General features: G+C 57.0%; 15 protein-coding genes. 11 read left to right on the forward strand and 4 right to left on the reverse strand.

The window, feature by feature from the left end:
* Positions 1-210: 210 nt before the first annotated feature.
* Positions 211-777: an HD domain-containing protein gene (locus ACUNV4_RS08455; protein ID WP_430878073.1), complete on the reverse strand. Its 567-nt coding sequence runs from the start codon at positions 775-777 to the stop codon at positions 211-213.
* A gap of 154 nt (positions 778-931) precedes the next feature.
* A complete protein-coding gene (locus ACUNV4_RS08460; protein WP_430878074.1) occupies positions 932-1,951 on the reverse strand; it encodes a LacI family DNA-binding transcriptional regulator in 1,020 nt (339 codons plus the stop codon).
* A gap of 192 nt (positions 1,952-2,143) precedes the next feature.
* On the opposite strand from ACUNV4_RS08460, the gene ACUNV4_RS08465 reads away from it, so the two are divergent.
* The 10 genes from ACUNV4_RS08465 (at position 2,144) to ACUNV4_RS08510 (ending at position 11,024) form a co-directional block, all read left to right on the forward strand.
* Positions 2,144-2,368, forward strand: a complete 225-nt coding sequence (locus tag ACUNV4_RS08465) for a hypothetical protein (RefSeq protein ID WP_430878075.1) — start codon at positions 2,144-2,146, stop codon at positions 2,366-2,368.
* A gap of 15 nt (positions 2,369-2,383) precedes the next feature.
* Positions 2,384-3,529: a TRAP transporter substrate-binding protein gene (locus ACUNV4_RS08470; protein WP_430878076.1), complete on the forward strand. Its 1,146-nt coding sequence runs from the start codon at positions 2,384-2,386 to the stop codon at positions 3,527-3,529.
* Positions 3,530-3,626: 97 nt separating this feature from the next.
* Entirely contained in the window at positions 3,627-4,142 is a 516-nt protein-coding gene (locus tag ACUNV4_RS08475; RefSeq protein WP_430878077.1) for a TRAP transporter small permease, read from the forward strand.
* A 9-nt stretch (positions 4,143-4,151) separates the two neighbouring features.
* A complete protein-coding gene (locus tag ACUNV4_RS08480; RefSeq protein WP_430878078.1) occupies positions 4,152-5,483 on the forward strand; it encodes a TRAP transporter large permease in 1,332 nt (443 codons plus the stop codon).
* Positions 5,484-5,492: 9 nt separating this feature from the next.
* Positions 5,493-6,794, forward strand: a complete 1,302-nt coding sequence (gene hisD, locus ACUNV4_RS08485) for a histidinol dehydrogenase (RefSeq protein WP_430878079.1) — start codon at positions 5,493-5,495, stop codon at positions 6,792-6,794.
* A gap of 111 nt (positions 6,795-6,905) precedes the next feature.
* On the forward strand, positions 6,906-7,403 hold the full coding sequence (comD, locus tag ACUNV4_RS08490; protein ID WP_430878080.1) for a sulfopyruvate decarboxylase subunit alpha: 498 nt from the start codon (positions 6,906-6,908) through the stop codon (positions 7,401-7,403).
* 2 nt (positions 7,404-7,405) lie between these two features.
* On the forward strand, positions 7,406-7,960 hold the full coding sequence (comE, locus tag ACUNV4_RS08495; protein ID WP_430878081.1) for a sulfopyruvate decarboxylase subunit beta: 555 nt from the start codon (positions 7,406-7,408) through the stop codon (positions 7,958-7,960).
* Positions 7,961-8,015: 55 nt separating this feature from the next.
* Positions 8,016-9,146 (forward strand): alpha-hydroxy acid oxidase, encoded by a 1,131-nt coding sequence (locus ACUNV4_RS08500; RefSeq protein WP_430878301.1) that lies wholly within the window; start codon positions 8,016-8,018, stop codon positions 9,144-9,146.
* A 126-nt stretch (positions 9,147-9,272) separates the two neighbouring features.
* Positions 9,273-10,025, forward strand: a complete 753-nt coding sequence (locus ACUNV4_RS08505) for an SDR family NAD(P)-dependent oxidoreductase (protein ID WP_430878082.1) — start codon at positions 9,273-9,275, stop codon at positions 10,023-10,025.
* 6 nt (positions 10,026-10,031) lie between these two features.
* Positions 10,032-11,024 (forward strand): alcohol dehydrogenase catalytic domain-containing protein, encoded by a 993-nt coding sequence (locus ACUNV4_RS08510; protein ID WP_430878083.1) that lies wholly within the window; start codon positions 10,032-10,034, stop codon positions 11,022-11,024.
* A 119-nt stretch (positions 11,025-11,143) separates the two neighbouring features.
* Here ACUNV4_RS08510 and ACUNV4_RS08515 read toward each other — a convergent pair whose 3' ends face one another.
* Both ACUNV4_RS08515 and ACUNV4_RS08520 read right to left on the reverse strand, forming a co-directional pair.
* Positions 11,144-11,806 carry a flavin reductase family protein gene (locus tag ACUNV4_RS08515; protein WP_430878084.1) on the reverse strand — a complete coding sequence of 221 codons (663 nt, stop codon included), beginning with the start codon at positions 11,804-11,806 and terminating at the stop codon, positions 11,144-11,146.
* Entirely contained in the window at positions 11,803-12,501 is a 699-nt protein-coding gene (locus ACUNV4_RS08520) for a GntR family transcriptional regulator (protein WP_430878085.1), read from the reverse strand. Before ACUNV4_RS08520 ends, ACUNV4_RS08515 begins: the two co-directional genes overlap by 4 nt.
* Before the next feature lie 148 nt (positions 12,502-12,649).
* Between ACUNV4_RS08520 and ACUNV4_RS08525 the strand changes: the two genes are divergently transcribed.
* Entirely contained in the window at positions 12,650-14,218 is a 1,569-nt protein-coding gene (locus tag ACUNV4_RS08525; protein WP_430878086.1) for an ABC transporter substrate-binding protein, read from the forward strand.
* Positions 14,219-14,234: the final 16 nt, after the last annotated feature.

Consider the following 14,234-nt stretch of genomic DNA (forward strand, 5'->3'; position numbering starts at 1 on the left):
TCCTTCATGTCAATCAGGCGTGACATCCGAATACACCCCTAGGGGTGGTGTGTCACTGCTGTCAACGGGAGTACGCACTCGGCAGTGCAAATGCAAGTCGAGTGCACCCGTTGAAGAACATGCTGCTATCCGGGAGGCGTCAAGACAATGCTGTGGCAACTGACGAAAGTCGTGTATTGGCGCGAAAGACAGGAGTTTGGGGCGTTACTGCTATTCCGTATAGGTGGGAAAACTGTCCATTGGGCGGGGATTGACTTGCAGTATGGACTCGGCCTGTCTGTAGAGCCTCTCATCACCCGACTGGAGCGCACTCAGCAATTCGCGTTTTTCCTGCAGATAGATTCTGAAGAAGTCATTGTCCGTCTCGCAGATGTGCTCGGTGTTGTCGATCAGGTCTGCGAGTTTGATGGTCTTGGCCTCCGCCGATTTGTGTTTCCAGGTCAGGCGCTCTGCGGCCTTGCGCTCTGCTCGGTTCAGAGACGGGTAATTCTCCCTGGTGTACTGGTCTGTCAGTTCTCGCACCAGCGAAGTGACTGTCTGGCCGCATTGCTGCAGGATCTCCTGCTCTGCACGGACAGGGTCAGGCCCGTCTTCAAGTACATCATGCAAGATGGCAGCTGCCAGCATGTCCTCGTTGTTCGACACGGCGCGGACGCGCATCATCACGGACAGTGGGTGGGCGATGTAAGGGACTTCCACGTACTTGCGGTTCTGCCCATCATGCGCTGTCGTTGCGATGCGTATCGCGCGATGCAGCAACTCGTGCCTGGCTGTCATGATTTCATCTTCGAATCTTGCTGTGGTGTCAGCATAACCTCAATGAGACTTGAATCCACGATCAGACGTCGCCCTTGGCTGCGGGAGCATGCCATTGCCCCTGCATTGCGCGGGAAGGATAAAACCAGCGGCCAGGTACGAATGACAACAGCGATCATCGCCGGGGTGGGCCAAGAGACTCGCGATGCATGATCTCCGTTTCGAATTCGATACTCTCGGGGCGGTGATCGGTCGTCAGCAATTCCAGCAACAGCCTTGCGGCCGAGCGTCCCATCCGTCTCTGTGGTACGCGCACGGTGGTCAGTGCGGGGTGAACGGTGGTGGCAAGATCGATATCGTCGAACCCGGTTATCGAGACATCATCGGGTATGCCAACTCCGGCTTTTCTGGCACGCACAATGGCGCCGGCAGCCAGCACATCGTTGCCGCAGATGATGGCAGTGGGTGCATCGGCACGGCTCATCAAGCGCTCGAAGGCATCACCGCCCTCATTCTGCGCATAGCGTGCCTCGACGACGTCGAGCAGCCTGGCGCCCTGGCCGTAGTCCCTGATGGCTTGCGTGACTCCCTTGATGCGGTTGGCGGCACGATCGTTTCCTTGCGAGATGCCGGCAATCATCGCGATGTTCCTGTGGCCCTGTTTCAGCACTTCGACGGCCATGGCGTAGGCTGCCTTGTGATTGCTGAAACCTGCGAACAGAAGAGGCGAGTCCGGTTTGTAGCACCAGGAGATGACGCAGGGTATCTGCCGCAGCCTCAGAAATTCCCGGGTTTCCGGTAGACGCTCGGCTCCGATCAGCAGGAGCCCGTCGGCACCGTGCGTGATCAGAGACTGGATCTGACTGAATTCATGCCGACCGTCATAGCCCGAACTGGCTACCAGCAAGGTCACACCGGCGGTGGATAGCTCTTCCTGAAAGGATTGCAGGCCACTGGCAAACATGGCATTGGCCATGGTGGGAATGATGGCCCCGACGGTATTGCTGCGATTGGAGGCCAGAGTGCGGCCGCCGGAATGCGGCGTGTAACCCAGTTCCCGTATGACGTTCTGGATGCGTGTCAGGGTTGACTGCGCCACTTTCTCGGGGTTGTTGATCGATCGCGATATGGTGGCAGTCGATACCCCGGCTGCGCGAGCGACATCTTCAATGGTGGGACTGACGAGCTTTTTCATGAATCGCTGGGGCTTGGAGTCTGGCTACGGAATACGTGCCTCTGCATCCGGTGGTGGCTGGATCATGGCAAGCATGTCATAGATGTAAAGAGTAGTTGTAAAAAATGATGTAAGCGCTTACACTCGGTGTCAAGCCCAGACAGATGATGGATATCTGACTGGCTGTCCCTCGTCGTGCACCGGAGAAGGCAGTTGAAGAATAGTGGATTGATGTTGTTTTTAACCGCTTGTTTTTTCAGTGTTTATATGGCCGATGTAGTAGCTGGTGCATACTTTAGAGCCGCGTTCCTGTCGGACGTAGCGGCCGTTGTCACGCTCGGTCTGGCGAGCGTGTTTTTCACCGTTGCAATCGTTGAACTGGAGCGCCGGGAAAGGGCCGTTTCCGGGAATGACGACATTGCAGAACCCCTGGAGTAGACCTGGATGCCCATCATGAAAAACGAGAACGAACGCGCTTCTCTGGAGAGACGAAACTTCCTCAAGCTCACCGGCTCAGGTGCCTTTACGGCTGCCATGCTGGTCGGGGCCGCCGGCATGCTATCGTCCGATGAAGTCGTGGCGCAAACGGCAAAGGAAGAAAAGTTGCGTGAGTCCGAAGCCGAGCACACCATGCTCATCGCGACAGCCTATGTCCTGGGAGCCTCGCGCAGCTACCCGATCATGCAGCTTGACCTGAAGGAGAACATTCAGAACGCCACCAACGGGAAGGTCTACGTCAAGCTGGCTCCCGGTGGGCAGTTGGGTACGGGCGATGCGCTTGTGCAGAAGGTGCAGGGTGGAACTGTCCAGGCGGCACAGCATTCCCTGGCAAACTTTGCACCTTTCGCCCCAGCCATTGACTTGATCAATCTGCCCTATTTCTGTGGTGCCAACCAGCGTTTTACCAATCTTGTCGGTTCGGACGCCTGGAAACAGCAGATTCATCCCAAGGTGGAGGAGAGAGGATTCAAGATCCTGTTCTATGTCGTCATCGACCCACGAGTGGTTGCCTTGCGCAAGGGTGGACCCGGACCCGTCTTGTCACCTTCGGATCTGGAAGGTGTGAAGTTCAGGGTGCCCGGTTCGCAGATGCTGCAACAATACTATCGCCTGGTGGGGGCCAATCCGACACCGGTGGCCTGGGGTGAGACGCCGTCCGCCATCAAGCAGGGAGTGGCCGATGCACTCGATCCTTCTGTGGGTGCGTTGTTCGTCTTCGGCTTCAAGGACATTCTGAGTCATGTGACCTTCACTCAGGCGGTGCCTGACAGTCAGGTGTTTTCCTGCAATCTGGAATGGTTCAATTCGCTGCCCGAGGATGTGCAGGCCGCCATCGAGTTTGCCGCTGAAGTCACCACTCAGCAGAACCTTGCCAAGGTTCCCGCAGCAAGGGCCTACGCCATGTCGGAACTCACCCGGGCCGGTGTCGAATTTCATTCCTTGACCGAAGACCAGCTGGCCGTCTGGAAGGAAGCCGGTGGTTACCAGCGCAGCGAATGGGATCAATACAAGTCGGACCTGGCGGGCTCGATGGATGTATTCAGTCAGCTGGAAGAGGCTGCAGACACGATGGGTCGCTATTACGTTCACGACGCCTGATCTGCACGGATAGCGAAGGGGCCGGAGACTCGTCTCCGGTACGGAGTCGGGTTGCAATCTGCAACTCCGACGCTTTGCAGACAGATCGAGGGTCATCATGAGACGTTTTCTGCGTGAGCTTGACGACAATGCCGAGCGCTGGGCACTGCTTGTCTTCTACACATTGCTGGTATCGACGATGACCATCGAAGTGGTTCGTCGTGAAGTGTTTTCGTACTCGTCCATCTGGGGTGAGGAAATCGTGCGTTATTCGTTCATCTATCTGGCGTGGATAGGGGCTGCCGCGGCAGTCAAGGAGCGGGCACATATTCGTATCGATGTGCTGTATCACTATGTCGGACCTCGTACCAAGGCGCTGCTCTACATCTTCGGTGACATCGTCATGCTGGTCATCGGCTGCCTGGCGCTCTACTGGTCTTTCGAGACCGTGAGTGTGAGCTGGAAGTACGGATCGGTGACACACGGTCTGCGCATTTCCAAGGTCTGGTTCCTGATGGCTGTACCGGTCGGCTTCAGTCTGGTCATCTTTCGACTATTGCAATCCATGCGCCGCGACATCGGGGACCTTCTGGCAGGAAGACCCGTGTTCGAAGGCAACAAGATGTTTGATTGAGGCGACGACATGCTCTGGCAGAATCTACAAGATCAAGCGGTCGAACTGGGCTGGTCCTTCTATGGCCCGGTATTGGTGTTCGTCCTCTTCTGTGCACTGGGAATACCCGTCTGGGCCGCCATTGGTGCCTGCGCGGTGGCCATGCTGGTATTATCGGATGTTCTACCGCTGTCATTGCTGGGAGAATCGCTGTTCGACGGTATCGACGCCTTCGCATTGACCGCCATTCCGCTATTCATCCTGACCGGTGATGCACTGGTTCGAACCGGTCTCAGCCGCAAGTTCATGGATGTAGCGGAAGCGCTGACCTGCTGGGCCAAGGGTGGCTTCGGTTCGGCAACCGTGCTGGTCTGTGGCATGTTCTCCGCCATATCCGGCTCTGATGCCGCCGGTGCTGCCGCCGTTGGACGCATGACCATCAATCGTCTGGTGGAAAGCGGCTATCCTCGCCCCTATGCCTGTGCACTGGTGGCGGCAGGTGCCTGTACCGGTATTCTGATTCCACCATCGATTGCCTATATCGTCATCGGTCTGGTGTTGGGCATTTCGGCGTCCACCTTGTTTCAGGCGGCGCTGATCCCCGGCATTCTCGTGTTGCTCTCCATACTCGTCACCAATATCGTCATGAACAGGCGATATGCCTATGAAGGTGGCGGCATGATGAGCCTGGGCGAATGGTCATCCAACCTGGTGCAGGCGCTCAAGGGAGGCTGGTATGCGTTTCTGGTACCGGGCATCATTTTCTACGGCATATTCTCGGGCCGTCTGACGCCGACCGAGGCAGGGGCGACAGCTGTCACCGTCACGATCATCATGGGCTTCGTGCTTGGCACCTTGAGGCTGTCCGATTTTCCATCGATGCTGCTCGGTTCGGCAAAGGTCAATGGCGTCATTCTGCCGATCATCGCGTTCTCTCTGCCTCTGGCTCAGACACTGGCCGCGATGGGAGTGCCACAGGGATTCGTGTTCGCGGTGACAACGCTGACCGATAATCCCTACCTGCTGATTCTGCTGATGATCTTCATCCTGATTGCGGCCGGCTGTGTCATGGAGACCACGCCCAATATCGTGATTCTGGCACCGATTCTCAAACCGCTTGCCGATGAGATCGGCATGAACGAGATTCAGTTCTGCATCATGATGATCACCTCACTGGGGGTTGGCTTCATCACGCCGCCACTGGGACTGAACCTGTTTGTGGTGTCCGGGCTTACCGGTGAGTCGATTCTGAAGATTGCTGCCCGGGCAGTGCCCTTTGTCTTCTTCATGCTGCTGGTGGTATTGCTGATTGCCTACATACCATCGGTTTCCACCTTTCTGTTAGGCGATATCTACGGCTAGGACTGAACAATGACCAGAAAATATCTGAAAAAGGCCGCGAAAACCGCGACGACTGATGCCACTGATGTGCGTGCGACCGTGCAGAACATTCTCTCGGACATCGAAGCCGGTGGTGATGCGGCAGCCATGCGCTATGCCGAAAAGTTCGATGGCTACGAGGGCAACATACTGCTCACGGAAGAAGAGATTGCAGCGGCCTGTGAGGCGGTACCGCAGAAGCTCAAGGATGACATTGCCTTCGCGCACGATAATGTTCGACGTTTTGCCGAAGTGCAGAAGAGCACGATGCAGAATGTCGAACTGGAAGTGGTGCCGGGCTTCACGCTGGGCCAGAAGACCATTCCCTGTCAGGCTGTCGGCTGCTATGTGCCGGGAGGGCGCTACAGTCATATTGCCAGTGCCATCATGACGGTCACCACTGCCAAGGTGGCGGGTTGCAAACACATCGTGGCGTGTTCGCCGCCGCGGGCCGGTGAAGGTATTGCACCGGCGATCGTCTTTGCTGCCAATCTGTGTGGTGCCGACAGGATACTGGCCATGGGGGGGGTGCAGGGGGTTGCTGCCATGACCTTCGGTCTGTTCGGCCTGCCCAGGGCCGACATTCTGGTCGGGCCGGGCAATCAGTTCGTGGCGGAGGCCAAGCGTATCCTGTTTGGCCGAGTCGGTATCGACATGGTTGCCGGTCCGACAGACAGCCTTGTTCTGGCAGACAGCTCGGCAGATCCCTTCATTGTCGCCACCGATCTGGTGAGTCAGGCCGAACACGGTTACAACTCCCCGGTCTGGCTGGTGACCTCCGATGAGGCCCTGGCCGAGAAAGTGATGCAGATCGTGCCTGATCTGATTGCCGATCTGCCCGAGACCAATCGACTCAGTGCCGAGGCCGCCTGGCGAGATTATGCCGAGGTGATTGTCTGTGCAGACCGGGAAGAGATGGCAGCAACCTCCGATGAATATGCACCGGAGCATCTGACGGTGCAAGCCGAGGACCTGCCCTGGTGGCTTGAACGTCTGCAATGTTACGGGTCATTGTTCCTGGGAGAGGAAACCACGGTGTCATTCGGTGACAAGGCATCTGGTACCAATCACGTTCTACCCACATCGCAGTCCGCGAAGTACACTGGTGGCCTGTCGGTTCACAAGTACATGAAGATCGTGACCTGGCAGCAGGCCACGCGTGACGGGTCGAAACCGGTCGCCGGTGCTACTGCACGTATTTCAAGATTGGAAGGGATGGAAGGTCATGCCCGTTCGGCAGACGTCCGTCTCAAGAAGTATTTTCCTGACGAAGAATTCGAACTGGAGCTTTGAGCCGGAACCGAATTCATCCGCGAACGGCCTCGACCGGTGACTGATCGGTTTTCCATTCTCCGGCCGGGCCGTATTCGCAACCCTCATACCAAGACTGAAGGAGTATTCCAAGTGTCAGTAAGCGAAAAAATCGTGTCTGATCTGGTCGCCAACAACGTCAACTTTGTAACTACCGTACCCTGCAAGCAGCTGGCCGGTGTTATCGAAGCCATCGAGGCCAGTGACGACATCTACCATATTCCCTCCAACAAGGAAGACGAGGGCATGGGGTTGTGTGCAGGTGCGTTCATGGGCGGGAAACGTCCTGCCATCATCATGCAGAACACGGCCATCGGTGTCACCATCAATACACTGGTCACTCTGACCCAGTATTACAGAATGCCTCTGCCGATGATCATCAGCTACCGCGGTGAGCTGGGCGAACCGGTTGCCTGTCAGGTGGAAATGGCCGTGCATACCAAGGCCCTGTTGAACCAGTTGCACATCCCTACATACCATTTTCACAAGGAGGAGGATGCCGACGAACTGGACGCCATCCTCAAGCATACTTTCATGTGCAACAAACCGGTCGCCATTCTGACCGACGCCACTTTCTGGAAGGGGTACTGATCATGATTCGTTCTGAAATATTGCGTGATATCGCGCCGGTCATCTCCGAACACCTGGTGGTGTGCAATATCGGTCTGCCCAGTCAGGAGTTGCATTCGATCGACGACCAGCCAAGCAATTTCTACATGCTCGGTACCATGGGACTGTCGTCTTCCATCGGATTGGGCCTGGCCCTGGCGCAGGACAAGAAGGTGATTTCCATCGATGGAGACGGATCCGTGCTGACCAACTTCGGTACCTTGCCAACCATCGCGAACAACGTGGCCGACAACTTCATACTGCTGATCATCGACAATGGCAGTTACGGTTCGACAGGCGATCAGCCCACCTATGCGGGCAAGAAGACTTCCCTGACCGATGTCGCACGAGCCTGTGGCTGCGAAAACGTCATCGAATGTCAGGCTGAAGAGACCCGGGAGGTCCTTGAGGGCGCGCTGGCGAGTAACCGGATGACCATCATCGTGTCCAAATGCGAGTCCGGCAACATCAAGATTCCTGTCATCACCATGGACCCTGTGGAAATACGCAGCCGCTTCATGAAAGCGGTTCAGTCCTAGGAGGGGCATCGGGTCGGACCATGCGGACGGAAATGATACAGGAGCAAGTGTCTTGATGTTTTCCAGGCAGATTCATTCGTGTGAAGATGCGCGCCAGCTTGCGAAACGGCGTCTGCCACGCATGGTTTTCGACTACATGGATGGCGCGGCAGGTGAAGGGCGCGGTGAATTGCAGAACCGTCAGGTGATGCAGGATATTCGCCTGCAACCCGCCGTGCTGGTCAATGTCGAGCATCGTTCGCTCGACGTGCCGGTATTCGACCACGAGTCTCGTCGACCCTTCGGCGTCAGTCCGATGGGCATGTGCAACCTGGCACTGCCGGGAGCGGACCTCATGCTGGCTCGTCAGGCGGCGCGTTTCCAGTCGCCGGTTGGGGTCTCGACTGTTGCCTCGACGCCATTGGAGACAATGATTGAAGTGGCCGAAGGCCACGCCTGGTTCCAGTTCTATTTCAGTGGAGACGGATCGGTTGTCAACAAGCTGATCGACCGTGCACAGTCAGCCGGCTACCGGACACTGGTCGTGACGCTGGACGTGGCCGAGGTGGGACGACGACCGCGTGAACTCAGGCGTGGCTTCAAGATGCCTTTCCGGATCGGTGTGCCGCAATTCATCGACTTTGCCTTGCACCCGACCTGGTCATTGTCAACACTTGCCCATGGCCGTCCCGAGATGGCCAACTTCGGCGGCAAGCACGGCAATTTCGACCGGACTGAAACGCGAGCAAGAGCCGATTGGAATGATCTGGACCGGATCCGCCAGCAATGGAAAGGCAATCTGGTGGTGAAGGGGGTTCTGAATGTGGCTGATGCCGTTCGACTGAAGGCCGCAGGCGTGGACGCCATACAGGTATCGAGCCATGGTGGGCGGCAGCTGGACAGCGCTCCGTTACCGATTCTGGCTCTGAGGGACATTCGCACGGCGCTGGGTCCGGAATTTCCCCTGTTCTTCGATTCAGGCATTCGTTCGGGCGAGGACGTGTTGACGGCCTATGCCATGGGGGCCGATTTCGTGCTGTTGGGGCGCTCCATGCTGTATTCACTGGCAGCAGATGGGCAGCGGGGTCTGGAGACAATGTGGGACATCTTCTCCGATGAAGTCAGCATCGGCATGGCACAGCTGGGAATGACTTCATTGGCAAACAGACCTCAGGCGATGGTGCCGCAGAGGCTTCAGTATTCCTAGGCACCGGTACGGTTTGAACGCCGCGCTGTCGGAGAGGGTCGGTGCTTGTGCGTTCATGTCTCATCGAGGTTGATACCGGTTGCTGACAGAACATCGTGATATTGATTGAGAAGGCGGGTAATGGTCATGCGTGAATTGGAAGGCAAAACAGCCCTGGTAACCGGGGCCACTTCCGGTATCGGTCGTCAACAGGCACTGGCCTTGTCGGCGGCTGGGGCCAGAGTGGTGGTAATAGGGCGTCGGCAGGAGCAACTGAATGAAACGGTTGAAGCCGTTCGGCAAGCGGGCGGGGATGCCAGCGCATTGCCGGGATCGCTGGTGCTGGATGACAGTCTGATCGAGCTGGCGCAACGTGCGGCCGAGTTCTACGGTGACATCGACATACTGTTCAATACTGCAGGCGTGAACCTGCGCCAACATGCGGATGATGTCAGCATGGAATCGTGGAAGACAACGCTTGACCTGAACCTGGGTGTGCCGTTTTTTCTGGCGCAGCAACTGGTTCCCGGCATGCGCCGAAGAGGCTGGGGCAAGATCATCAATATCGCCTCACTGCAATCCACGCGGGCATTCGCCAATGGCATTGCCTACGGTGCTTCCAAGGGGGGAATCTGCCAGTTGACTCGCGCCATGGCCGAAGCCTGGTCGGCGGACGGCATTGGCTGCAACGCCATTGCGCCCGGCTTCTTCCCGACCGAACTGACGGAAAGCCTGTTCAATGACAATGCAACCTCGCAAAGGCTGGCGGCCAGCACAGCCATCGGGCGAAATGGCAAGCTGGATGATCTTGACGGGGTGACACTCTTTCTCGCCTCGCATGCGTCCGATTACATCACCGGCCAGACCATCTCCGTCGATGGCGGCTTCACAGCGAAGTAAGCCATCATGAAAGCACTTGTCTACACAGCGACGCAGGAACTGATCTTTCGGGATGAGCCTGACCCGGTGGCCGATCGGCAGGAGGTCACGATCAAAGTAGAGGCCAGTGGTATCTGCGGATCGGACATGCACGCCTATCACGGTCACGATGAACGACGCATACCACCGTTGATACTCGGTCACGAAGCAGCGGGTATCGCGATGGATGGGCAGTATGCCGGGCAGCGCGTGGTGCTGAATCCACTGGTCACCTGTGGTGTGTGTGCAGACTGCCGAGCCGGCCGAAGCAATCTGTGCCCGAGCCGGGAGATCATCGGCATGCGGCATGCCGGCGCCTTCGCACAATACGTGACCATTGCCGAGAGAAACCTCATCGCAGTGCCCGACAATCTGGATATGGTCAATGCCAGTCTGATGGAACCGGCGGCGGTATCCCTGCACAGTATCGTACTGGCCGAGAAGGTCATGCATCGACCCTTGAGCGAAAGCTCCGCACTGGTCATTGGTGGCGGTGCCATCGGACTGTTGGCGGCCTTGTTTCTGGCGCAGAAAGGCACCGCCCGCATCCTGCTGTCCGAAACATCACCCAGTCGCCGCAAGACGGTGGAAAAAACGGGATGCTGCGAGGTTTTCGATCCATTGGGTCAGCGATTGCCGGCAGAATCCGGTTTCGACCTGGTAGTGGATGCGGTGGGTTCCGGAGCCACTCGTCGGGATGCATCACGCTACGCGCGTCAGGGCGGTGTCATCACGCACATCGGCTTGCAGGATAACGAACCGGGGTTGGATATCCGCCGACTGACCTTGCAGGAAATCACCTTCATCGGCAACTATACCTACACCCACACCGATCTTCAGGCGGCCCTGAACGCCATCGCCAATGGCGGACTGGGTGCGCTGGAGTGGGTGGAAGCCCGTCCTCTGGCCGAGGGTGCCAGGGCGTTCCGGGACATTCACGACAACGCAACCGAAGCACCGAAGATCGTGCTGTTGCCGTGATACGGGCCGTCAATGCTCCCGGAACCATCGGTGCCACTCCTGACGGAGAGCCGCTTGCGTGAGACCGATGTCCTCCTTCAGTCGCGACGGGTCTTGAGCAAAGGGCAGGCCGAAGTCGTTTACGAGTTCGGTTCAGAGAAGCGAGGGTATTGACCCGAGTCGAACTCGTCGACGCTCATACCGGGGAGGTCGAAGTAATCCTGCGAGAATGCGTAACCATGGCCACCCATTCGACCCACCGCATCGAGTTTCGTATGGTCCGTATGATGATTCTGCGGATCGACAATATCCGAGCGAATGAACGCTCGTAGTACAAGACCCAGCACGATCTCGCGCGAGGTGCCGATTTCCACACCGATGTAACGCTTGCATTCGAAGGATACGGGGGCCTCGGCAATGCGCGGGCAGGAAACCGATGCGCCTTCGATCATGGTCAGACCAGCCATTTCGATTTCGTTGATGTTCTCGGGAAAGGCCGTGGCGGTGATGTTCATGGCATCGATATTGGAGCGGCCGACTATATTGACGGTGAAAACCTCGGTGCTGCGTATATTGGCGGCCGTATCCTTGAATGAACGGTTGTTCCTGTTCTCGATACCCAGCGCCAGAATGGGGGGATCCGAGGACAGGCAGTTGAAGAAGCTGTAGGGCGCGGCGTTGGGTACGCCTTCTGCACTGATCGTCGTGACCCAGGCGATGGGACGGGGAACTACCGTACCGATGAGAAGTTTGTAGACATCTCTCGGTTCGAGACGGTTGAAGTCGAATTCTGTGTGGGTCATGCAGATGGATCCTCTGAGTACCGTGCAAGTACCGACTGAAGGTTGTCTTCTTTCTGGTCACCGGATAGATTGGCACGGCCCTGAACAGCACCCAGATGGTGATCCATGATCGACAAGGCGACCTTGATGTCCTTGTCACGCACGGCCTGGATGATGTCGCGATGCTCTTCGACAGCGCAGTCACTCGAATGACTTCTGCTGTACATTGCCAGTATCAATGAGCAACGGGTGACGAGCTCGGATACATAGCCCGCCAGAATCCTGTTGCCTGTCAGTTCGGCCAGCAGGATGTGAAACTCACCTGCCAGGCGTATCGAGACAGGGCCGTTCTTGCCCTGGACACGCGCTTCCTGATCCACATGTGCGTCCAGCGATTCCAGGCCGATCACCGAGATGCGATCAATGAGCCGTCGAATCACCTCAGCTTCCAGGCAGTGACGAATCTCGAAGATCTGTTCGGCTTCGATCAGCGTCGGTTCAGCCACGCAGGCGCCGCGATTTCGCTGAGTTTCCACCAGATGTTCGCTTTCGAGCCTCACCAACGCCTGTCGCACGATTGTTCGGCTGACCCCGAATTGTTCCCCGATGGCATCTTCCCTGAGCCGAGTGCCCGGAAGCAGCGCCTGCTCCAGTATGGCGCGGCGCAGTCGTTCGTAGACGATTACACCGGTAAAGGGTTGTTTTGCTTCCGACATCTGGGACCACGTGGCGCTGGGTGAAGTGACTCACTAATGATGGATACTATATACGAAAAAATTGGATACAAAAAAATTATCATTTTGTATACGATCCTGCTAGGATAATGACTCCGAACTTCTGATGTGCAGGAAACGAGAGGCGTCCATGAGACTTGAACCCAAATTCATCCTTACGTCGGCCGCATTGCTGCTGGCCTGTTCCACCGCTCAAGCCGAGGTCCTGAAATGGGGGGCGAATCGGGATATCGGTTCGCTGGATCCTTATTCCTACGGTGACAGCTTCACGATCAACGTTCTGAACCACACCTACGAAGGATTGGTTCGCTATGACGAGAACCTGAAAATCGAACCGGCACTGGCGGTATCGTGGGAAATTCTCGAAGACCAGGTCACCTGGCGCTTCAAGCTCCGTCCGGACGTCAGCTTCCACAATGGCAACAGCTTCACGGCAGAAGATGTCGTCGCCTCACTGGAGAGGGTCAGTCACGAAACCTCACCGTTGAAGGGCAATCTACCGGCTTATGTCAGTTCGTCTGTTGTCGATGAGCTGACACTCGACGTCGTTCTCAATGGGCCGTATCCGCTACTGCTGAATGATCTGACGAATATCCATATCTTCGACAAGCAGTGGCTGGTTGAAAACGATTCCGAATTGCCAACCGACATTGGTGCGGGCACTGAAGGCTATGCAACCTACAACGCCAATGGCACAGGGCCATTCATCGTGGAAAGTCGACAGCCTGATGCCAGGACCGTGTTCGTCGTCAATCCGGACTGGTGGGACACGCCTGAACACAATCTGGAGGGTTTCGAATTGCTGCCGGTGACATCGTCCGCCACTCGCGTAGCGGCCATGCTGTCCGGTGAAATCGATTTCACGAACGACGCGCCCGTGCAGGATCTTCCCAGGCTGGCAGCGTCGGCTGATGTGAATGTGCTCGAGGGCGTGGATCTGCGCACGGTCATGATCGGCATGAGCTTCCGCGACAAGCTCGTCAACGGAACTGACAACCCCTTTACTGACGTCAAGGTTCGAAAAGCGCTGTATCAGGCGATCGACATAGAGCAGTTGCACAAGAAGGTCATGCGCAACAAGTCTCGGAACGCCGGTGCTGTCGTGGCTCCGCCGATTCCCGGCTATACCGAAGCGCTCGATGAGCGGCTGGCGTTTGATATCGATACGGCCAAGGCGATGCTGGCAGAAGCCGGTGTGCCGGAGGGACTCGAATTCGACTTCAATTGCCTGCAGGACGGACTGGTGAATGAGGAACAGATCTGTCAAGCCATTGCCTCGATGTGGAGCCGCATCGGTCTGGCGCCCAGGCTGGATGTGGCACCACGGGCAGTACAGACTCCCAAGCGAACCAATGGCAAGACCGACATCTACACGCTTGGCTGGGCAACGCTGCCGATGCTGGATGCCTACAGCCCCTTGCTGCAGATCTTCCATAGCAAGGAAGGCAACTCGGGCGTTTTCAACTGGGGTGACTGGTCATACCCTGAGCTGGATACATTGGTCGCAAGAGCGGGTTCGGAGCTGGATCTTGATACACGGATAGCGCTGGAAACCGAGGCGCTGCAGATCGTCAAGGACGAAGTCATCATGATTCCGCTGCACCAACAGCCCATGGCGTGGGCAACAAGCAGCAACGTCACAGCGATGCCCCTGTTTCCGGACAACAAGCCTCGGCTCTGGTTTGCATCCATGCAGTAGGGCGGCGTTTCCGATA

The sequence above is a fragment of the Granulosicoccus sp. 3-233 genome (assembly GCF_052681095.1).